Consider the following 20329-nt stretch of genomic DNA (forward strand, 5'->3'; position numbering starts at 1 on the left):
GGCAGCGCCACGTGCGCCAACCGGCCTGAAACAGTCAAAGATGGTTGTTATTAAGCGCCTCGATGAGCGCGGCGATGTAGCCGTAGCAAAACGCAAAGGCGACACCGACGGGATCGCGGCCCGCAATCGTCGGCACATGATCTGGCATGATCATGTAGCGATAGCCGAGTTCATGGTATAGCTTCAGCGAACGGACCATGTCCATGTCACCCTCGTCGGGAAACGTTTCCATGAACGACAGCTTGCCGCCGCTGATGTTGCGGAAATGGACATTGAATATCTTGTCGCGGCTGCCAAACCAGCGGATGATCTCGTCGATCTCCTCGCGCGGATTGTCGAGCATCTCGCCGATCGATCCCTGGCAGAAATTCAGGCCATGATAGGGGCTTTCCCGCATCTGCACGAATTTCTTCAGGCCCTCGACCGTGCCGAGCACCCGGGTGACACCCTTGTAGCCGGGCGGGGTGTAGGGGTCATGCGGATGGCAGGCGAGCCGGACCTTGTTGCTTTCGGCAACCGGGACCACGCGTTCGAGGAAATAGTCGATGCGTTCCCAATTTTCGTCCTCGGATAGAACACCGGCAAGGCCTGGAGCCGCATCATGGTCCGCCTTGTCCCATCGCCAGGCTTCATTGAGCGAACCACCGCGCCCGCGCTCCATTTCAGTGCGCGGGATGCCGATGAGATTGAGGTTGTATTTCGCCGCCGGGATGCCGGCCCTGGCGATATCCTCAATCATTCTGCAGACGGCATCGATCTGCCGGTCGCGTTCTGGCCCGGCAAGCAGGATATCGGGAAACGATGCCTGTTCGATCGGCCTTGATGGCAACGGCAATTGCACCATGTCGAGCACGAGGCCAAAGCTCTCGACCTTGTCGCGGTGGCGCTCAAAATCCTCAAAGGTCCAGCTTGCGGGTGCACCAGGCGGATCTGCGTTGATATTCCTGACGCCAAGCTGCGCCCAAACCTTGAAATCCTCGTCATCGCGCGCTGTCACCTGGGTGCCGACATACATCGATTCTCTCCTCACTCCATGCTAGTCATCATATGACATCGCACGAAATAAGATGAGTGTCGAGATGCTATTGCGCCTCGGAAAGCAACCTGTATCGACGCTGGCTCGCAAGCATATGATCACGCATGGCTTTCCGCGCGGCATCCGGATCCTGCTCTACGATGGCGCGCAGGATTGCCTCATGCTCGGCCTGCACTTTGCGCAGATAGTCCGCGTCGCCCGTCTCCGGCAGGGTTGGAAACTGACCGCGCGGTATCGAGCGTGACCCGAACTGGCGCAGTGCCTCGAGATAGAACCGGTTGTTGGTCGCTATCGCAATGGCCGTGTGAAACTCGTAATCGGCACTGACGGTGCTTTCGCCTGCATCGATGGCCCGGCCCATTTTCCGATGGGCTGCGGAAATCGCCGCTTCCTGCTGGGCTGTGCGGCGATAGGCGGCAATTGCCGCTGCTTCGCCTTCGGTTGCGAGCCGAAACTCAAGCATTTCCAGCGTTTCTGCAATTGTGCCAACTTCGGATTGCGTCAGCTTCACACCGGCCCACTCGCTGACATTGCTGACGAACACGCCCTTGCCGTGGATGGGAATGACATAGCCGGAAGAGCGCAGATCCGCGATCGCCTCGCGAACCACTGTGCGGCTCACGCCGTAGGTGCGCTCAAGCTGCGGTTCCGTGGGAAGCTGATCGCCGTTCTTCAGTTTTCCACTGCGAATTTCTGCACTGAGATTATCGATGATCTGTTGTGCCCGCCGCTCCCGCGGCTTTTCCCTATCGCCCATCATGCCACTCTTCCCTCTTGCAGAAAACGAATCCCTTCGTTACTCATATGATGACGTGGCGTTACGTCATATGTTTTCATGTTAGCTCAGGGAGGAGTTGGGATGAAGTACCATCAAAAGTTTTTGCAGGGTAGAATTGCTCGTCTGCGGCGAGCCGTTCAAAAAGTGGCATCGCTGACAGCGTTTTCGCGTGGAAGTGCGATTTGCGATGACTGAAATTTCATTGCGCGGGCTTGGACATCGCTTCCTGCAACTTGTCGTCAGCCTCTTCATCCTGCTCTGCATCACCTTCATCATTGGCCGGGTGATGCCGACCGATCCGGTCGGGGCAATCGTCGGTGAGCTTGCAGATCCCAAGGCCTATGAAGCCATGCGGGCTCGGCTTGGGCTTGATCTCCCTCTCTACCAGCAGTTTTTCATCTATCTCCGCGGCCTGCTGCACGGCGATTTCGGTATAGCTATCCTGACCGGAAACCCGGTAACGCGGGACCTGGCGCAAGCCTTCCCGGCGACGCTTGAGCTTGCAACGCTGGCAATCATCATCTCCACCGTCATCGGCGTCCCGCTCGGTCTCGCCGCGGCCCTGTTTCGCGACACGTTCATCGACAAGTTCGCACGTGTCTTTGCGCTGGTGGGGCATTCGATACCCGTATTCTGGTTCGGTATCGTCGGGCTCGTGATTTTTTATGCGAATCTCAACCTTGTCGCCGGGCCCGGTCGCGTGGACGTCTTTTACGAAGGCCTCGTGGAGCCGAGAACAGGGCTGATGCTGGTCGACACTCTTCTAGCAGGTGAGACAGAGATTTTCTGGAATGCGCTCGCGCATATCATGCTGCCGGCGATCATCCTTGCCTATATGGCAATGGCCTACATTACCCGCATGACCCGCGCCTTCACCCTCGAACAGCTTAGCCAGGATTACGTGATTGCGGCGCGTGCGAAAGGCGTCAGCCCGGCGCGCACCGTAACCCGCCATGTACTGCCGAATATCGCGGTGCAGCTGATCACCGTTCTCGCCATCTCCTATGGCAATCTGCTGGAAGGCGCCGTTGTGACCGAAATCGTCTTTTCCTGGCCCGGCATCGGACAATACATGACGAACGCACTGCTTATCGGTGACATGAATGCGATCCTCGCAGCCACGATCGTCATCGGCTTCATCTTCATGATGCTCAACTTCCTCGCAGACGTGGCCTACACCACGCTTGACCCGCGGACACGGGAGGTCGCTCGATGACCGATATAACTCAGAACACTCCCGTGCGGAGCCGCAGCGCGTTGTCTCGGATATCCACAACGACGGCGCGGACGCTGCGGAAGCTTGGCGACGAGCCGCTTGGAATGTTCGGCTTTGCCATTCTCGCCATTCTGGTCGTGGTTGCCATTTTCGCTCCCCTGATTGCGCCATATGATCCGGTGCGCCAGGTGCTCGACAATGCGCTCCAGCCTCCCAGCTGGGCGCATCTGGCGGGAACCGACGAATTTGGCCGAGACATTTTCAGCCGCCTCGTCTATGGCACCCGCATCACGATCCAGACCGTCTTGTCGGTCTCGGTCATCGTCGGCCCTATCGGCCTTGCAATCGGTGTCATGGCCGGTTTCTTCGGCGGCAGAACCGACGCCATTCTGATGCGCGCGACCGATATTGTCCTTTCCTTCCCTTCGCTCGTTCTGGCACTTGCCTTTGCTGCTGCAATGGGAGCCGGTCTCGGCACCGCAATCATCGCGATCTCGCTGACCGCCTGGCCGCCCATCGCGCGTCTGGCGCGGGCCGAAGCGCTGGTCGTGCGCAACACCGACTATGTTGCGGCCGCACGCCTCTATGGGGCCTCGCCGATGCGCATCCTGTTTCTTTATATCGCGCCGATGTGCATTCCTTCGGTCATCGTCAGACTGACATTGAATATGGCCGGTATCATCCTGACGGCCGCCTCGCTTGGCTTCCTCGGTCTTGGCGCTCAGCCGCCGCTTCCTGAATGGGGGGCGATGATTTCCAGCGGCCGTAAATTCATGCTCGATTACTGGTGGGTCGCCGTCATGCCCGGCATCGCGATCCTTTTGACGAGCCTTGCCTTCAACATCGCTGGCGATACGCTGCGCGACCTACTGGATCCGCGTCATGCCCGTTCCTGATAGCTCTCCCATTCTTTCGGTCCGCGATCTTAACGTTCGCTTTGGCCGCAACGCCATCCCCGCCGTCTCCAATGTCAACTTCGACGTCGGACGCGAGCGTGTCGGTATCGTCGGCGAATCCGGGTCCGGAAAGTCCACGACCGGCCGTGCCGCCATGCGCCTTCTGCCCAAGAGCGCCACGGTGACGGCAGAACGGATGGATTTCCTCTCCGAACCCCTGCTTGAAAAATCCGAGCGCCAGATGGGTGCGATCCGCGGCAGCGAGATGGCGCTCATCATGCAGGACCCGCGTTATTCCCTCAATCCGGTCCTGCCGATCGGAAAGCAGGTGGCGGAAGCGGCCGAGCTGCATCTGGCCCTCAAGGGCAAGGCCGCCAGAAATGCCGCGCGCGACATGCTGCTGCGCGTGCGCATCAACGATCCTGACCGCGTGATGGGGCTTTATCCCCACCAGATCTCAGGCGGCATGGGACAGCGCGTGATGATCGCCATGATGCTGCTTGCCAAACCCAAGCTGGTCATCGCCGACGAACCGACCTCAGCACTCGATGTCAGCGTCCGCAAGGATGTCCTTCTGCTTCTGGACGAGATGGTGCGCGAAAACAATTCGGGCCTCATCCTCATCAGTCACGATATCCGCATGGTCGCGGCCTTTTGCGAACGCGTGCTGGTCATGTATGGCGGACGCGTCGTGGAGACGCTTTCCAAGCTCGAAGATGCGCAACACCCCTATACACGGGGCCTGATCGCGGCCATGCCCGATCCCCGCAATCCGGTCCGGCGCCTCAAGGTGCTGGATCGCCAGGCAATCGATGCGGAGGTGATGCGATGATCACGGTAGACAAGCTGGATGTCGTCTACGGCACGAAGGAAAACCGCAATCACGTCGTGCGCGACGTCAGCTTTCGGGTCAACCGAGGCGAGACACTCGGCATCGTTGGCGAAAGCGGTTGCGGCAAGTCGACATTGCTGCGATCGCTTGCCGGCCTGGAATCCGGCTGGACCGGATCGATCTCTTTCGAAGGCAAGCCTGTGGGCAAAGTCCGTAGCCGCGACGAGCTGAAGCTGGCGCAGATGGTGTTCCAGGACCCCTATGGTTCCCTGCACCCACGCCACCGCATCGGCCGGGCTCTTGCCGAACCGATCCGCTCCATGGGGCTCGGTGACGGCTGGTCGAAGGTTCCGGCCGCGCTGCAGCAGGTTGGCCTGCCCGCGCATTTTGCCGAGCGCTTCCCGCACGAACTGTCCGGAGGCCAGCGTCAGCGTGTTGCGATCGCCCGCGCGCTTATCCTCAAGCCGCCGATCCTGCTTCTCGACGAGCCGACATCCGCTCTCGACGTCTCCATTCAGGCGGAAATCCTGAACCTGCTGGCCGATCAGCGCGACGAGCAGAACCTCACCTTCGTTCTCGTCAGCCACGACCTGTCGGTTATAGCCCATATGTGCGACCGCGTTCTGGTCATGCAGAATGGTGTTTTTGTCGATGAGTTGACCAAGGCCGATCTTGAAGCGGGCATCACCCACGCGGCCTATTCAGGCGAGCTCTTCGAGAGCAGCTTTCTTTGAAAGCCGTCATGGGGTGAGCCATGGGAACAGCTGGACTGCGAGGTTTTCCCTGGCAGTCTAGTATCTGATCTTTCGGGCCGCGCAAGAGGCAGATGGCCCCGTGATCAGTTCAGCCGTGCTCCGTCTTCACTCGAAAACAGATGGACGCAGTTAAGTGTCGGCGAGACCATGATGCTGTCGCCGACTGCCTGCCCTATGCGTTCCCGAAAGACGCCGAGTACCTTGGTATCGCCGAGTTTCATGGTGACCTGCGTTTCCGATCCTAATGGTTCAACCAGTATTATCTCGGCAGGCACGCCGCCGGCATCAAGCAGGAAGTGTTCCGGGCGGATGCCGTAAACGGCCTGTTTGCCGGCAAAGCCGGCCGCGGAAACTGGCAAGGGCAACACGATACCTGCGGTTTCAAAACCTCTTTCAGTTATCGCGCCGGTCAGGAAGTTCATCGATGGCGAACCGATGAAGCCCGCAACGAACTGATTTGCCGGGCGGTCGTAAAGTTCGAGCGGCGTGCCGATCTGCTCGACCCTGCCGCCATTGAGAACCACGACCCTATCGGCCATCGTCATCGCCTCGACCTGGTCGTGCGTCACATAGATCGTGGTGGTCTTCAGCTTCTGGTGCAGTGCCTTGATCTCGCCGCGCATGACGACGCGCAACTTCGCATCAAGGTTTGACAGGGGCTCATCGAACAGGAACACCTGCGGATTGCGCACAATGGCGCGGCCCATCGCAACGCGCTGGCGCTGGCCGCCGGAAAGCTGGCGCGGATAACGGTCGAGCAGCTGCGCAAGGCCAAGAATATCCGCTGCCCAGTTCACCTTTTCAGCAATTTCCTGCTTGCTCGAGCCGCGGTGCTCTAGCGAAAAGCCCATATTGCTGGCCACCGTCATATGCGGATATAGGGCATAGGACTGGAACACCATGGCAATATCGCGGTCCTTGGGATCGAGATCGTTGACGACCCGTTCACCGATCCTGAGCTCTCCGCCGGTAATCGTTTCGAGACCGGCTATCATCCGCAACAGGGTCGACTTGCCGCAGCCGGAAGGCCCGACAAGCACAACAAACTCGCCGTCCTTAATGGCGAGATCGATGCCGTGAATGGTTTTGACCGCGCCATAGCTTTTGCGGATGTCGGAGAGAGTAACGTGAGCCATCAATCGGTTTCCGGTTCTTCAGCCCTTGAGGCCGGTATGGGCGAGGCCTTCGACAAACTGCTTCTGGGCAATCACGAAGACGATGAGCACGGGCAGCGCAGTCAGCGTCGCTGCGGCAAGCTGGATGTTCCACATCGGCCCGCCATAGGCGTCAGTATATTGCGTCAGCGCCTGCGGCAGCGTGAACATCTCGGCGCTGGAGAGAAAGACGATGGGTTCGAGGAACAGGTTCCAGGAATGCAGGAACGTAAAGATCGCGACCGAAGCAAGCGCCGGCTTCGCCAGGGGCAAGGCAATCTTGCGAAATATCTTGAAACGTCCAAGACCGTCGACGCGTGCGGCCTCCTCCAGCTCTCCCGGCAGCGTCACAAAAAACTGCCGCATGACGAAGGTGGCAAACACGCTTGGCGCCCCGAAAACCGGCACGAGGATCAGCGGCCAGTGGGTGTTGACCATGCCCGCCTTCAGGAACATCTGGAAGAGCGGCACGATCGTCACTTCGGACGGGATCAGCAGGCCAAGCAGCACGATCATGAAGATCACATTGGCGCCCGGAAACCGGATCCGTGCGAAGGCATAGCCTGCCATTGAGGAGATGATCATCGTACCGATCGTCACCACAGCGGCAATGTAGGCGGAGTTCCAATATTGCCGCACGAAGGGCTGCAACTCGAACACCTTCGCATAGGTCGTCCAGTCGTGGCTCTGCGGGATGAGCTGCGGTGGGAAGGCGAAGATGTCGCTTATGGGCTTGATGGAGGAGGTAACCATCCACCAGGTTGGAAAGACGAAGGGGATAAGCAGCACGCACAGCAACCCGTAGAGCGCCACCTGCATGCGGGGGGAAAGGTCAGCTTTCATAAAAGACGATCCTCTTGCGCATCTGCCACTGGGCAAAGGTCAGCACGGCAACGATCAGAAACAGCAGGATGGACAGCGTCGAGCCGTAACCGAAGAAATGGAACTGGAAGGCCTGCTGATAGAGGTAGTAGACCAGCACCGTGGTCGACAGACCCGGCCCGCCCTGGGTCAAAACAGCGATCTGAGCAAAAACCTGTAACGAGCCGACAATGGTGATGATCGAGGTCAACAGGATCGTCGGGCTGATCAGCGGCAGGGTGATGCGACGGAACTGTTTGAAGGCTGGCGCGCCGTCGATGCGGGCGGCCTCGTAGAGTTCCTTCGGCACGCCCTGAAGTGCCGCCAGGAACAGGATCATGTTGAGCCCGACATTCTTGAAGACCTGTACGACGATGACCGAAATCATCGCTGTCGTCTCCTCGCGCAGCCAGTTGGGGCCTTCGATGCCGACCATCAGCAACATGCCGTTGATGCCGCCGTTCTTCTGCAGCAGGAAACCCCAGACGATCGTCCAGGCAACCAGAGACACGACGACGGGCGAGAAGAACAGCGTTCTGAATATCGCAATGCCGGCAAGCTTCTGGTTGAGCAGCACGGCAAGCAGCAGCGCCAGCGACAGGTTGAACACGACGAGGCCGGCTGAGAATATCCCGGTCGCGCCCAGCACCTCCAGAAGATTGCCGTCTTCGATGAGCATCCGGTAGTTCTGCGCACCGGTATAGGTAAAGGTATTGGCGAGCACGTTCCACTCATGCAGCGAATACCAGAACACCAGCCCGAGCGGGATCAGCACGAAGATGATGATCCCGATCAGTTGCGGGGCGATGAACAGAAAGCCAGCAAGACTGTCGCGCCGCGCGATGGTCCAGAACGCCGATACCGGGCGATGCCGGGGACGGGTAATCTCCTGCGCGACAGCCATGGCTTTCTCCTCAGCGCTTCAGGAGCGGCGCGATCTGGCCGCAGATTTTTTGAAGCGCTCCCGCGACATCGGCCTCCGGCCGCCAGACCGCATCGAGGTTTGAGCGCACGATCTGCTGTATCTGGGCAAAGCCGGTGTGGCCGGGCATAACCTTGCCCGTGGCGATGCCTGATATGACGACCTTTTCGATCTGTTCCTGGCTGAGCAGCGGATTGGTTTTTTTCAACACCTCCGCATTCAGCAGCGACTTGCGTGCCGAGGGGAAGAACTGGCTGAGCTTTGCCGAATTGTCCGGATTGGTCATGTAAGCAACGAATTCGGCCGCCGTCTGCGCATTCTTTCCGGACTGCATGACGCCGATGCCGGCCTGTCCGATAAGCGCGTATTCACCGGCAGGTCCCTTTGGCAGCGGCACGAGGTCCCAGCCGAAAGGCTTGTCCTTCGGCAAAAGCGAGGCCCGGCTGATCTGGGTAATGGTCATCGCGGCATTACCGGCAAAGAAATCGACCGTCTCGCCGGGGCCGGGCATGGCCTTCTTGCTGAAGATGGCGTCATGGATGAACGACACCGCATCCGCCATCGGCTTTTCCGACATGGTGCAGGTTGCACCATCCGCGCTCCAGGGCGATGCGCCCCAGCCGTTCCACACGGAGGTCAGATATTGCCAGCTCTGGTAATTGAAGTCGCGGACGACAAGCCCGCCCTTGCCGGATTTCGAGACCGCCGAGGCGGTCGCGATGGCGTTTTCCCAGGTCCATTCGCCGGCAGCGATCATCTCCGCCGGCGTCTTTGCACCTGCGGCCTTGATGAGATCATTGTTGACGAAGACCGCAAAGGGCGAGGTCGAGAACGGATAGGCGAAGAGCTTTCCGTCCTGCGACCAGCGTTCCGTGGCCCCGGCGCTGACTTCGTCGAGATTGTAACCCTGAGCGGCCTTCAGCGTGTCGGTGAGCGGATAGAGCGCGCCTGATTTGACGAAATCATAGGCCGAGGTCTCAAAAATCCAGGCCATGTCAGGCGCATTGCCGCCCGCAATCTGGGTCGTGAGCGCAGTGGTATAGGTGTCGAAAGGCAGGGACTCATAGGTCACGCTGACATTCGGATGGTCCTTTTTGAAGCCGGCTGCGATGTCGTTGAACAGCTTTAGATGCGCCTCGTTGGCACTCCAGATCGTCATGCGCAGCTTGACCGCATCCTGTGCCGCCGCTGCCCCTGCCAGCGCAAACGAGCCGATAAGGGCCAGCGCGCAGGCCGTGGTTTGCATTTTCCAATGACTATTCATTCCCAGTCCTCCTCCAAAGATGGGTTCGATCGAACGACAGTCCGCCGTCCTAATAGGCCGCGATATCCGGCCAGCGTATTTCAATGCCTTCGCGGGTTAGCGCCGTCTGGAAGGCATGAAGATGGTCATCGTCTTCCTGCACCTGATGCGGTGTGAGACCTTTTTCCAGGCAATAGGCCGCCAGCATTCCAGCCACTTCGCCGATATTCCATTCGACTGGATGCAGGCGGTAGCAGCCATTGGTGATATGCGTCGTGCCGATGTTCTTGCCCGCCGGAATAAGGTTCTTCACGCGCTCGGGTATGAGTGCGCCAAGCGGAATCTCGAACGGGCAGGAAGGCACATCGATATAGTTGTCGCCACCGGTCGATGGGTGCAGATCGATGCGGTACATGCCGATGCCGATGCTGTCGCGATAGCGGACAGCCCCCCTGTCACCGCGAACCGTGTAGGAAAGATCCTGTTCGACGATGCGCGTGACCGGCTTGATGCGGCGGCTTTCCCGGATATAGGGCGCCATGGCAAGGCCGTGTTCGGTGCCGGTAATATCGCCTCTGAGGCGCAGGCCGCGAAAGCCCTGTCCGCCATCAAGGCGCGGCGCTTCGGTCTGCAACCAGTAAAACACCGAATAGGAAAGTTCGGCCGCCGCCTTCAGATGCCGCGCCTTTTCTTCTTCCGACACATCGATGATGGTGCCGTCCATGTAGTCGATCATCGGCCAGTTCACGAGGCAGATGTCGGATTTATAAAAACCTGGCGCAAAGTTCTTGCGTGCCGCGATGCGACGGAAAATCCAGAGGTTTTCATCGCCACCGCCCTTGCGCTGGTCGGCATCAACCAGCAACGGATCGTCGTCCGGATTGGGCGTGAAGGAGCGGGTCGTGTGTTCCAGCGTGCGCGGATGCGGCGCGGTGAAACCGAGCATCGGCCCACCCCAGAAATGCGGCTCGTACTTGCGCCAGTAGTCGTAATTATCAGGCTTGTCGATCGTCTGATCGCCGTCGACATGATCGATTGCAAAGCAGATCGACACGGCCTGCACATTATCAGGCTGGGCGCTGGCCGGCGCGCTGGGCTCCCCCGTGTCCGATTGCGCCTCGAACCCCTTGGCATATTCCGTGCCCGTCATCGGCAACAGATCGCCAAGCTCGGTGGCATCAAGAATGTAGTCGGCGGAAATGACGATCTCCGCTCCGCTGTCGCGATGCCGCACGGTGATCGCGCGGACCCTATCGCCGTCCACATCAGCAGCAACCGGCCGATAGGGCTTGAGCACCGTCAGCCGGTCGGCACCGATATAGGGCATAAGCATGCTTTCCATCACCGAAAGGCTCACGCGCGGCTCGGCGCAGATGCGGCTGACCCAGCCGCCACCCGGATTGAGGTCACTCCAGGAGCGGGCGCCTTCCGTCAAAGGATAATGGTCGCGGTAATATTGGCGCACGCCGTTGCGTAGTGCGCGATAAGAGCGGGTGATACCGAACTGCTCGACCCAGCTATGTTCGTCCGATGGCACGGCCTGGCTGGTCAACTGACCGCCGATCCAGTCATATTCCTCGGTCATGATCACGCGCTTTCCGGCGCGTGCGGCACCGAGCGCCGCCGCCACGCCGCCAAGGCCACCACCGACCACAAGAATGTCTGCTTGCATCTCTTTCACGTCGTCTCATCCGTTTTGTTGACTGGGGACTTATCTGGGGAGGCCACTGGAGCCGGCCCCAATGTTTCACCCTTGACGGGTTGGCACTTGAGTAGAATTTGACTTCCCGGGCTGCCGGTCTCGATGCGGTTCACCAGCATTGCAGTCGCCTGCCGGCCCATCTCTTCACGGGGAATTTCATAGGATGTGAAACGCACCGGGCTGCGGCCGGCACGAATATGGCTGCCAAGCACGACCATCGAAAACACGTCGGGCACCCCAATTCCGCGCTCCCGTGCCAAAGTCTCGACGCGCACCGCATCCGCCAGTTCTATGAAAAATGCCACCGTCGCGCCGCTTTCGATGATCGCGTCGAGGATCTTTTCGGCAGGCCGGTTTACTGCCTTTATGTGCAAGGCAAGCGTCGCCGCCGTGCCGAGCGCATCACTGAAACCTCGCCAGCGGTCGGCAATCGATTCCGCCGGACCCGCAGGGCCGATATAGGCGAGCTTGGAATGCCCGAGCATCATGGCATCTTCAACAAGCTGCCGTGTGCCCGCAGCATAGTCGCCGCCAACATAGGGCACGGGCCCGCCAGCATCGTCGCGTCGGCCGATCGCCACGAATGGATAATCTTCCGAGACCAGCCGGGTAAGCTCCTTGCGGTCGAATTCACGGCCCAGGACCAGGCAGCCATCGGCGATCCGGAGCCTGTTGCCCTCGGAAAAAATCTTGCGGTTGTTGCCGACGCCGGCACTGGTCAGCAGCAGAAGATCGTACGCCTGCTGTTGCGCCTCTTCCTCGATGCCCAACAGGAACGGCGTGAAGAAGTCCGCCTGTGCGCTTGGAAAAGCAGGCTCGTAGGTGAAGACGCCGAGGATGCGATTAAGCCCCTTGGCCATGCGGCGCGCGATCGGGTCGGCGACATAACCCGTCTTGCGAATGACCGCCTGTACGCGTTCGCGTGTTTCAGCCGGGATACGCGCAATCGCCGTCGGCGCGCCGTTCAGAACAAGCGATACTGTTGCCTGACTGACGCCTGCAAGCTTCGCAATATCGTTCTGAGTAAGGCGTTTATGGCTGGTCACGCAATGCCCTCCCCGACACTCGTTGACTGCTAATACGTATTAGCTGTTAATGCGTATTAGCACGACTTCCCTACTCTGTGTCAAGAGGCGAAAGACACGCTTGCGGAGCGATGTTTTGACGAAGGCTTATCAGGCGGCCAGCCCGGCCTTATGACGGCCGCGCTGGGTTATGGGCTTCCATACCAGCGGTAAAACGGTGCCCGCTGCGGGTTCAGGGCACCGAAGGCGTCTTTGCGTCTGCAAGCTTTTGCTGGAGAAGCCAGGTCCACATCGCCTCATCGCCGAGCACTTTTGCCTCCACCTCTTCATGGTTCGTATCTTCAAAAACCGTCAGCCGCACATTGCGTTTCAATTCCTGGAGACGCTGAACGAGGACAACAGTATCGGACAAAGGAATCACCTCGTCCCTTGAGCCGTGAAAGGCCCAGAAGGCTGTCTTTTCATTGGTGCGGTTGAGGTAATGGCGGATGCCGCCACCGGCAATTGGGACGACCGCAGCAAAAGTTTGCGGAAACTGTTCGGCCATTGACCAGGCGCCAAACCCTCCCCGGCTATATCCGATCAGATAGATACGGCTGCGGTCCACCCGATGATCCGCCACAACGGAAGCCAGGACGCTTGCGACACGTTCGATCGGATAAAGCAGTTCCTCGCTCGGATTTTGTGGCGAAAACACCATGAAAGGAAAATCACGGCCCCCTTCGATCAATTTTGGCAGACCGCTGCGGCGCAGCTTTTCGACGTCGCTCCCGCCCTGATCGCCGCCATGCAGCCATACCACGAGAGGATAGGTTTTGTCCGAACCGGCATAGTCTTTGGGCGTATAAAGCAGATAATTGATATCCGACGCGATCGTGGAGTCAGACCTCATGGCCTTCTGCTCGGCAAAGGCAAATGTCGATGTGGCCAGTGCCGCAACAGCGATCAGGCATAGTTTCAGATGCTTCATGCTTTTGTCCTCCCAACAAACACGTCTTCCAAGACGCGACTGGTGAACTCATCAGCCGCCGGGTTGGTTCAGTGGTTTGAAAAGCATGCCGGTCAACACGCCATGCGGAACCCGATTGAGGCTGCGAATATCGATCAGCCAGGTTTGTCCACCGCAGTGTGGAGGACAGAGAGATGCGTTCATTATTTGTTCTGGCCTGCTGTTTGAGTTTTTGCTAATCATTGCAACAAGAGTGCTTTTGAAAAATGCCGTCGTCGTGCGGATAGGCAAATATCAAGGATGCAGGCATGGCGGTTGCCTATCTGGACAAACTGAACGAGCAGCAACGCAAGGCCGTGGAACATGGCGTTGGGCCTTCAGGCGGACACACGGCTGGACCGTTGCTGATTATCGCCGGTGCCGGTTCCGGCAAGACCAATACGCTGGCGCACCGGGTGGCGCATCTGATCGTCAATGGCGCCGATCCTCGCCGCATCCTGCTGATGACGTTTTCACGGCGTGCCGCTTCCGAAATGTCGCGTCGTGTCGAGCGTATCTGCAAGCAGGTCATCGGCGCTAACGCCGGAGCCCTCACCGATGCGATGGCCTGGTCCGGCACGTTTCACGGGATCGGCGCCCGCCTCTTGCGAATCTATGCGGAACAGATTGGACTGGACATGGATTTCACGATCCACGACCGCGAAGACAGCGCTGATCTGATGAATCTTGCCCGACATGAACTGGGTTTCTCCAAAACCGAGAGCCGTTTTCCGACAAAGGGCACCTGCCTTGCGATCTATTCGCGCGCCGTCAATTCACAAACGCCGCTGAAAGAAATCCTGCGCCAGCACTATCCATGGGTGTCCAGCTGGGAAGAAGAACTCAAGCAATTATTCGCCGCCTATGTCGAGGCCAAGCAGGCCCAGAACGTTCTCGATTACGACGATCTTCTGCTCTACTGGGCCCAGATGGTCAGCGATCCCGACCTTGCAGGCGATATCGGCAATCGTTTCGACCACGTGATGGTCGACGAATATCAGGATACCAACCGGCTGCAGGCCGCGGTGCTGATGGCACTGAAGCCGGGCGGTCGCGGGTTGACCGTGGTGGGTGACGATGCCCAGTCGATCTATTCGTTCCGGGCAGCAACGGTGCGCAATATCCTTGATTTTCCGGCATCTTTCAGCCCGGCTGCCGATATTATCACCCTTGATCGCAACTATCGCTCGACACAGCCGATACTGGCTGCCGCCAATGGTGTCATCGACCTTGCCCGTGAGCGATTCACCAAAAACCTTTGGACCGAACGACAGTCACTCGAGCGGCCGAAGCTCGTGACAGTAAAAAGCGAAACCGAGCAGGCGAACTTTATTATCGACCAGGTGCTGGCCAATCGTGAGACCGGCATGACGCTGAAGCAACAGGCCGTGCTGTTTCGCACCTCCAGTCACAGCGGGCCGCTTGAAGTTGAACTTACACGCCGCAACATTCCCTTCGTCAAATTTGGCGGCCTGAAGTTTCTCGACAGTGCCCATGTAAAGGACATGCTGGCGGTATTGCGTTTCGCGCAAAACCCACGCGACCGCGTCGCCGGTTTCAGGCTACTTCAGATGCTGCCGGGTATCGGGCCGAAGAAAGCCGGCAATATTCTCGATACGATTGCGGCAGATCCCGAACCTTTGCTCGCCCTTGCCGAAATTCCGCCGCCACCCAAAACCGGTGATGACTGGGTATCCCTCGTGCAGTTGCTGGCGAACATGCGAAAATCGCACGGCGGCTGGCCATCAGATATCGAGCAGGCGCGGCTCTGGTACGAGCCCCACCTCGAACGCATCCATGAGGACGCCGAGACGCGGAAGGCCGATTTGCTGCAACTCGAGCAGATTGCCGGCGGCTATCCTTCCCGCGAACGCTTCCTCACCGAACTGACGCTCGATCCGCCGGATGCCACCAGCGATCAGGCAGGCGTGCCGCTGCTCGATGAGGATTATCTGACGCTTTCAACCATTCATTCGGCAAAAGGCCAGGAATGGCGTTCCGTCTTTATCCTGAACGTGGTCGATGGCTGCATACCCTCCGATCTGGGTGTCGGCTCCACGCATGAAGTCGAGGAGGAACGCCGGCTGCTCTATGTCGCCATGACGCGCGCCAAGGACAGCCTGTCACTGATAACCCCGCAACGGTTCTTCACCCATGGCCAGAACGCGCAGGGCGACCGGCATGTCTATGCCGCTAGAACCCGCTTCATACCGGCAACTTTGCTGCAGTTCTTTGAAACCGCCACCTGGCCCCTGGTTTCGGCCGCAGCCTCCGAGCGCAGCGCGCAGCAGATCCGCATCGATGTAGGCGCGCGGATGCGGGCGATGTGGAAATAGGGAAGATCGTACAGGCTGGAACGATGGATAACACGGCTGTTCGAAAGATCATCCATATCGACATGGATGCCTTTTATGCATCGGTGGAGCAACGCGACAACCCCGCACTTCGCGGCCTGCCGGTCGCCGTCGGCGGATCGGCCGCACGAGGCGTGGTGGCTGCGGCAAGTTACGAGGCGAGAACCTTCGGCGTCCATTCAGCCATGCCGTCCGTCACTGCCAAACGGAAATGCCCGGATCTGATCTTCGTACCGCCACGCTTCGAGGTATACCGGCAGGTGTCGCAACAGATACGGGAGATATTCGCCGAATATACCCCTCTGATCGAGCCGCTATCGCTCGACGAAGCCTATCTCGATGTCACCGAAAACCTGAAAGGCATGGAGATCGCCACCGAAATTGCGCTGGAGATCCGCGCAAAGATCAAGGCGGTCACCAGACTCAATGCATCTGCCGGCATCTCCTACAACAAGTTTCTGGCCAAGATGGCAAGCGACCTGAACAAACCGAATGGCCAGGCCGTCATCACGCCGAAGAATGGGCCTGGCTTTGTTGAAGCCCTGGCCGTCAAGAAATTTCATGGCGTAGGACCCGCCACGGCCGAGCGGATGAAACGGCACGGCATCGAAACAGGGCTCGATCTCAAATCGAAATCACTCGGTTTTCTGCAACAGCATTTCGGGAAATCCGGCCCTTATTTCTACAACATCGCCCGCGGCATCGATGAACGGCAGGTCAAGCCCGATCGCATCCGCAAATCTGTCGGCGCCGAGGACACATTCGTCGAGGATATCGACGATCTCGACTTGGCGAAGGCGGAGCTTGGCCCTTTGGCTCAGAAAGTCTGGCGTTATTGCGAGGCCCACGACATCACGGGAAAGACGGTGACCGTGAAAATCAAATATTCGGATTTCAGCCAGGCGACACGCAGCAAAACAGTGTCGGGAGCCGTGTCTGACCTCGCAACGATCCAGGAGATGTCAGAGACCCTGCTTGCCTCCGTCTTTCCATTCAAACGTCCGGTAAGGCTGTTGGGGATTACCCTTTCCTCGCTGAGCACCGAAGAGAGTGAAGAGGAAGCGCAGCTCGCGCTTGGCCTGTGATACCCCTGTCCCGAAAACGAAAAAGCCCGCCGCGGGAGGAGGTGCGGCAGGCTTTCCGAAATTTCGAACAACGGCTGGGAGGAGGAGTGCCATTGTTCACAAGACAACCCTTGGGAGGAGGATAGGGCCATCTCAATCCGAAGCTTTGCGGGAGGAGGTGCATCGCTTCGATGAAAACAAGATACCCGGTTTTGCCGCATATTAAATAGGCTTTAATGCAGCGCAGCCATGCAAGAAACGCACGAGTCTGCTTTCATCAGCAGCGGCGCGACCCAGATAGTTTGCGCCCTCAGTATCCATCAGGATTTCATGCTTGCTGTCAGGCTGACGTTGAGCGCTCGCAAAGGAAATTGGCGTAGCTGGCGGAGTCGATGGACAAAGTCCATATCGGGCAGAAGCACACGGCATCCCTGTGCCCGGCATCGGTGTTTCCGGCGTCATCTTCACCTATCGCATTAGCTCTTCTGAAGCACTCCCCGTGATTAGCCTCGAACGCTGGAGTTGATTACTTCGATCAGCCGCATAAGGCTTTGAGAGTAGCCCGGATTATGAAACCCACCGGGTATTCAGTTTACGGCCTTTGGTGCCCGATTACCTTTGTTACCTTCCAATTCGTGAACCGCACGGAGTATGTCCGACGCGACATCTTTCCATGTTCGCATTTGCGGTTTGAACTCGGCAATCTTCTTTTTCAAAGCAGCGTGCTTACCCGGTTCCAACAACAAAGCGCGAACCAAATCCGCCAACTCATCTGGTTTCTCCGGATTGAAATAAAGAGCTAGCGTCCCACCGGCCTCTCTCAAAGCCGGTACGTCCGCTGCAAACGCCGGGGTACCGCACCACAGAGCTTCACTGATAGGCAAGCCCCACCCCTCCATCCTGCTCGGTAAAACGAGACCGTATGCCTTTTCGTAAAGCAAACGTAATTCCGCCTGGTTCGGATTAAGAACAAAGTGAAACTTGTCCACTATCGAACGAAATTTTTCCAGTTTTAAAAATTTTTCAACCCTTTTGCGCCTCGCCCCTGCCAACACCAACGCTGGCGGAGCGACCCCGGAAGCCTGCAATAGCAGCATGGCCTCGACTACACATTCCAAGTTTTTACGGCCATTATAAATACCGACCCCCAAAAGGTAACGGCCTTGAGGCGGCCTCTTTTCGATTGGCTCAGCTGTCGGCCGAAGCTCGTTGCAAAGGGGTATCGCCACAACGTCCGGCAGGGTCGGCAACGTTCCCACATTTGAGAAGTGCTCTACTTCCCGCGCCGTAAATTCTGAATTTGTCAAAATCAGCGCCGCTGCGCCTATGGCGACCTTGTTATCGTGAATGAAATTTCTCGGAAATGAAAATTGATTCCGGTGTGTAAAATTATGCAACGGGATCATGTCGTGGAGCATCGGAATAAAGGTTGCTTTTTCGCCCCGTTCATTCAACGCCATGATGTAATCTGACATAATTTTCGGTCTCCCTAGTGAAACCAGAATCTGCCCGTCTAGATCAACCTCACGAACTGCACCTGCGGGAATAGTTGCCCACCGCTTGCGATTGCGATGGTCAATGATCGTGCGCACTCCCCTGTAGAACAAGGACTTTAAAAAATTCGAATCAAAAAGGTTCTGCCTCAGGCGCAGTGGCGTCGCGCTCGAAGGAACATTCGGATCCAGAACACCGGTTGGCGATGCATCGCCTGTGCGCGGAAAAACCTCAAAAAAACGACGATGCAGCGGCGAATAGACTACATATTTTACCGACTTATCCGCCAAAGTCAGTTCATAAGCGACTTCCATTACGGTCCGAGCGATTCCGTAATATTTAAACTTCACTCCCGAATTCAGGAACAGTTCCGACAGATCAAAGAAGACTTGGGGCATTTACCGTCCTGCCTGACGGACACGCCGTCATAAAACACATTAGATTGGAAAAACTTACGAGCTTGTATGCCACGCCGTTGTCGATAGCCCACCATTGAGCTTGGCATATAGATTTTGCGCCACACGTTTGTCAACGTTGCGAACCTCTTGTTCGCCCAAAGCTACACATTTCTGCCTAACAACTAAAGCGGGAATTGCACTATGTCTTGATACCGGCGAAAACGGTGCCTGATGGCTTCCTCGGCTATCGTATCCCAGCGAGCGGTGTAGCTGGATTTCATAGCCATCGGTGATTTCCGGTAGGGTCGGGTTGCTTAGAACCAACCTGAAGGACACCACCGACGACCGACGATATGGTGAACCTGCGTTCGCTTGTTGAGAAGAGCGCAGATGCAGATTTGCTGCGCGATATGATCGGCTTTGCCGCCGAGAAGCTGTGGCATGGAAGTTGGCGGTGCGACTGGTGCAGGCTATGGCGAGAAGAGCGTGCTTCGTGTCGCCCAGCGCAACGGCTATCGCGATAGCGATGGGGAAACGCGAGCCGGAACGGTGGAGCTGGGTATTCCCAAGCTGCGGACAGGCAGCTATTTCCCAAGCTCCTAGAACCCCGTCGCATGGCCGAGAAGGCTCTGACCGCGGTTATCCAGGAGGCTTATATCCAGGGGTATCTCGACACGCTCGGTCGATGACCTGGTAAAGGCCATGGGCATAAGTGGCCTCTCCAAAAGCCAGGTCTCACGGCTTTGCGAGGATGTCGACGTCAAGCCTTCCTCGACCGACCCATCGAAGGCGAATGGCGATATATCTGGATCGATGCCACTTACCTGAAGGTGAGACGCGGCGGTCGTACAGTTTCCGTCGCAACCATCATCGCTGTCGGCGTCAATGCCGATGGACGCCGGAAGGTGCTTGGGTTGGAGATCGGCACGTCCCAGGCCGAGCCGATCTGGACAGAGTTCCTGCGCAAGCTGACGCCCGGGGCTTGAGAGGCGTGAAGCTCGTCGTCTCCGATGCCCATGAGAGCATCAAGACGGCCGTTAGCAAGGTGCTGAATGCGACTTGGCAGCGTTGCCGGGTCCACTTCATGAGGAATGCTCTGGCGCATGCCGGAAAGTGCGGCAGACGCGTCGTTCCGCTTTTATTGTCACAGCGTTTGCTCAGAAGACGCCTGAGGCCGCCAGCACACAGTGGCGCAGCGTCGCTGATCAGATCAGGCCGAAGGTGCCGAAACTGGCCAATTTGATGGATGAGGCCGAGAGCGATGTGCGGGCCTACATGACCTTTCCAAAGCAGCATTGGGCCAAGCTCCACAGCACCAATCCATCGAGCGCCTCAACGGAGAGATTAAGCGACGCATAGAAGTGGTGGGCATCTTTTCCAATGATGAGGCCATCATCCGGCTCGTCGGCGCGTTGCTGCTGAACAGAACGATGAGTCGGCCGTTCAACGGGCTCGATACATGACGCTGGAAACCATCGGACAAATGAGCGATGATCCTCTCATCAGCTTGCCGGCAGTGGCGCGCTGATACTCATCCGACCATCTGGGACGAGCCGTGGTCGTCTAAGCTATACCACGTCCAGGGACACGATCTCCTCGGCAGAGGGAGAT

16 protein-coding genes and 3 pseudogenes are annotated in these 20329 nt (G+C 58.1%); 9 read left to right on the forward strand and 10 right to left on the reverse strand.

The genetic code is table 11. From position 1 onward, the window contains the following. Positions 1 to 34: 34 nt before the first annotated feature. On the reverse strand, positions 35 to 1015 hold the full coding sequence (locus ACZ5A6_RS20375; RefSeq protein WP_004431175.1) for a mannonate dehydratase: 981 nt from the start codon (positions 1013 to 1015) through the stop codon (positions 35 to 37). A gap of 67 nt (positions 1016 to 1082) precedes the next feature. Further along, a complete protein-coding gene (locus tag ACZ5A6_RS20380) occupies positions 1083 to 1796 on the reverse strand; it encodes a FadR/GntR family transcriptional regulator (protein ID WP_004431172.1) in 714 nt (237 codons plus the stop codon). Positions 1797 to 2001: 205 nt separating this feature from the next. On the opposite strand from ACZ5A6_RS20380, the gene ACZ5A6_RS20385 reads away from it, so the two are divergent. Genes ACZ5A6_RS20385 through ACZ5A6_RS20400 form a run of 4 tightly spaced genes read left to right on the forward strand, consistent with a single transcriptional unit; the run spans position 2002 to position 5492 of the window. Beyond that, positions 2002 to 3030 (forward strand): ABC transporter permease, encoded by a 1029-nt coding sequence (locus tag ACZ5A6_RS20385; RefSeq protein WP_004431168.1) that lies wholly within the window; start codon positions 2002 to 2004, stop codon positions 3028 to 3030. Further along, positions 3027 to 3926, forward strand: coding sequence for an ABC transporter permease (locus ACZ5A6_RS20390; RefSeq protein WP_013761140.1), 900 nt, complete (start codon positions 3027 to 3029; stop codon positions 3924 to 3926). Before ACZ5A6_RS20385 ends, ACZ5A6_RS20390 begins: the two co-directional genes overlap by 4 nt. Then, a complete protein-coding gene (locus tag ACZ5A6_RS20395) occupies positions 3913 to 4758 on the forward strand; it encodes an ABC transporter ATP-binding protein (RefSeq protein WP_025594967.1) in 846 nt (281 codons plus the stop codon). Before ACZ5A6_RS20390 ends, ACZ5A6_RS20395 begins: the two co-directional genes overlap by 14 nt. Beyond that, positions 4755 to 5492: an ABC transporter ATP-binding protein gene (locus ACZ5A6_RS20400; protein WP_013761142.1), complete on the forward strand. Its 738-nt coding sequence runs from the start codon at positions 4755 to 4757 to the stop codon at positions 5490 to 5492. The genes ACZ5A6_RS20395 and ACZ5A6_RS20400 overlap by 4 nt, the downstream gene beginning before the upstream one ends. Before the next feature lie 104 nt (positions 5493 to 5596). Here the strand turns inward: ACZ5A6_RS20400 and ACZ5A6_RS20405 are convergent, their stop codons facing one another. The 7 genes from ACZ5A6_RS20405 to ACZ5A6_RS20435 form a co-directional block, all read right to left on the reverse strand. Then, positions 5597 to 6649, reverse strand: a complete 1053-nt coding sequence (locus ACZ5A6_RS20405; protein ID WP_112200584.1) for an ABC transporter ATP-binding protein — start codon at positions 6647 to 6649, stop codon at positions 5597 to 5599. Positions 6650 to 6667: 18 nt separating this feature from the next. After that, on the reverse strand, positions 6668 to 7510 hold the full coding sequence (locus tag ACZ5A6_RS20410; protein WP_111799956.1) for a carbohydrate ABC transporter permease: 843 nt from the start codon (positions 7508 to 7510) through the stop codon (positions 6668 to 6670). Further along, on the reverse strand, positions 7500 to 8432 hold the full coding sequence (locus ACZ5A6_RS20415; RefSeq protein WP_111789927.1) for a carbohydrate ABC transporter permease: 933 nt from the start codon (positions 8430 to 8432) through the stop codon (positions 7500 to 7502). The genes ACZ5A6_RS20410 and ACZ5A6_RS20415 overlap by 11 nt, the downstream gene beginning before the upstream one ends. A 10-nt stretch (positions 8433 to 8442) precedes the next feature. Then, positions 8443 to 9714: an ABC transporter substrate-binding protein gene (locus ACZ5A6_RS20420; protein WP_112675425.1), complete on the reverse strand. Its 1272-nt coding sequence runs from the start codon at positions 9712 to 9714 to the stop codon at positions 8443 to 8445. A 49-nt stretch (positions 9715 to 9763) separates the two neighbouring features. Then, a complete protein-coding gene (locus ACZ5A6_RS20425; RefSeq protein ID WP_464111435.1) occupies positions 9764 to 11365 on the reverse strand; it encodes an FAD-dependent oxidoreductase in 1602 nt (533 codons plus the stop codon). Between the two features lie 5 nt (positions 11366 to 11370). Next, on the reverse strand, positions 11371 to 12441 hold the full coding sequence (locus tag ACZ5A6_RS20430) for a LacI family DNA-binding transcriptional regulator (RefSeq protein WP_025594973.1): 1071 nt from the start codon (positions 12439 to 12441) through the stop codon (positions 11371 to 11373). Positions 12442 to 12652: 211 nt separating this feature from the next. Further along, the gene (locus tag ACZ5A6_RS20435; RefSeq protein ID WP_464111340.1) at positions 12653 to 13390 is read right to left on the reverse strand and encodes a carboxylesterase family protein; all 738 of its coding nucleotides are present in this window, start codon (positions 13388 to 13390) and stop codon (positions 12653 to 12655) included. Between the two features lie 287 nt (positions 13391 to 13677). On the opposite strand from ACZ5A6_RS20435, the gene ACZ5A6_RS20440 reads away from it, so the two are divergent. Together ACZ5A6_RS20440 and dinB are read left to right on the forward strand one after the other, a co-directional pair. Continuing rightward, positions 13678 to 15744, forward strand: coding sequence for an ATP-dependent helicase (locus ACZ5A6_RS20440; protein ID WP_464111341.1), 2067 nt, complete (start codon positions 13678 to 13680; stop codon positions 15742 to 15744). A 23-nt stretch (positions 15745 to 15767) separates the two neighbouring features. Next, a complete protein-coding gene (gene dinB, locus ACZ5A6_RS20445) occupies positions 15768 to 16847 on the forward strand; it encodes a DNA polymerase IV (RefSeq protein WP_464111342.1) in 1080 nt (359 codons plus the stop codon). A gap of 566 nt (positions 16848 to 17413) precedes the next feature. On the opposite strand, the gene ACZ5A6_RS20450 is transcribed toward dinB, so the two are convergent. After that, a complete protein-coding gene (locus ACZ5A6_RS20450) occupies positions 17414 to 18718 on the reverse strand; it encodes a glycosyltransferase family 4 protein (protein ID WP_464111343.1) in 1305 nt (434 codons plus the stop codon). A 441-nt stretch (positions 18719 to 19159) separates the two neighbouring features. Here ACZ5A6_RS20450 and ACZ5A6_RS20455 point away from each other — a divergent pair. The 3 pseudogenes from ACZ5A6_RS20455 to ACZ5A6_RS20465 all read left to right on the forward strand — a co-directional run bounded on the left by ACZ5A6_RS20455 (position 19160) and on the right by ACZ5A6_RS20465 (position 20181). Next, positions 19160 to 19546 (forward strand): annotated as a pseudogene (locus ACZ5A6_RS20455) (transposase). Then, positions 19462 to 19961, forward strand: a pseudogene (locus ACZ5A6_RS20460) (transposase). The pseudogenes ACZ5A6_RS20455 and ACZ5A6_RS20460 overlap by 85 nt, the downstream one beginning before the upstream one ends. Beyond that, positions 19859 to 20181 (forward strand): annotated as a pseudogene (locus tag ACZ5A6_RS20465) (transposase). The pseudogenes ACZ5A6_RS20460 and ACZ5A6_RS20465 overlap by 103 nt, the downstream one beginning before the upstream one ends. Positions 20182 to 20329 lie beyond the last annotated feature (148 nt).

Source organism: Agrobacterium sp. 6Ca8, from assembly GCF_055382765.1.

Excerpts from the sequence above, each read along its gene's own strand:
- dinB (WP_464111342.1), top strand. The coding sequence starts at position 15,768 with ATGGATAACACGGCTGTTCGAAAGATCATCCATATCGACATGGATGCC.
- ACZ5A6_RS20420 (WP_112675425.1), bottom strand. The coding sequence starts at position 9,714 with ATGAATAGTCATTGGAAAATGCAAACCACGGCCTGCGCGCTGGCCCTT.
- ACZ5A6_RS20400 (WP_013761142.1), top strand. The coding sequence starts at position 4,755 with ATGATCACGGTAGACAAGCTGGATGTCGTCTACGGCACGAAGGAAAAC.
- ACZ5A6_RS20395 (WP_025594967.1), top strand. The coding sequence starts at position 3,913 with ATGCCCGTTCCTGATAGCTCTCCCATTCTTTCGGTCCGCGATCTTAAC.
- ACZ5A6_RS20390 (WP_013761140.1), top strand. The coding sequence starts at position 3,027 with ATGACCGATATAACTCAGAACACTCCCGTGCGGAGCCGCAGCGCGTTG.
- ACZ5A6_RS20385 (WP_004431168.1), top strand. The coding sequence starts at position 2,002 with ATGACTGAAATTTCATTGCGCGGGCTTGGACATCGCTTCCTGCAACTT.
- ACZ5A6_RS20375 (WP_004431175.1), bottom strand. The coding sequence starts at position 1,015 with ATGTATGTCGGCACCCAGGTGACAGCGCGCGATGACGAGGATTTCAAG.
- ACZ5A6_RS20405 (WP_112200584.1), bottom strand. The coding sequence starts at position 6,649 with ATGGCTCACGTTACTCTCTCCGACATCCGCAAAAGCTATGGCGCGGTC.
- ACZ5A6_RS20415 (WP_111789927.1), bottom strand. The coding sequence starts at position 8,432 with ATGGCTGTCGCGCAGGAGATTACCCGTCCCCGGCATCGCCCGGTATCG.
- ACZ5A6_RS20410 (WP_111799956.1), bottom strand. The coding sequence starts at position 7,510 with ATGAAAGCTGACCTTTCCCCCCGCATGCAGGTGGCGCTCTACGGGTTG.
- ACZ5A6_RS20435 (WP_464111340.1), bottom strand. The coding sequence starts at position 13,390 with ATGAAGCATCTGAAACTATGCCTGATCGCTGTTGCGGCACTGGCCACA.
- ACZ5A6_RS20440 (WP_464111341.1), top strand. The coding sequence starts at position 13,678 with ATGGCGGTTGCCTATCTGGACAAACTGAACGAGCAGCAACGCAAGGCC.
- ACZ5A6_RS20450 (WP_464111343.1), bottom strand. The coding sequence starts at position 18,718 with ATGCCCCAAGTCTTCTTTGATCTGTCGGAACTGTTCCTGAATTCGGGA.
- ACZ5A6_RS20380 (WP_004431172.1), bottom strand. The coding sequence starts at position 1,796 with ATGATGGGCGATAGGGAAAAGCCGCGGGAGCGGCGGGCACAACAGATC.
- ACZ5A6_RS20425 (WP_464111435.1), bottom strand. The coding sequence starts at position 11,365 with ATGCAAGCAGACATTCTTGTGGTCGGTGGTGGCCTTGGCGGCGTGGCG.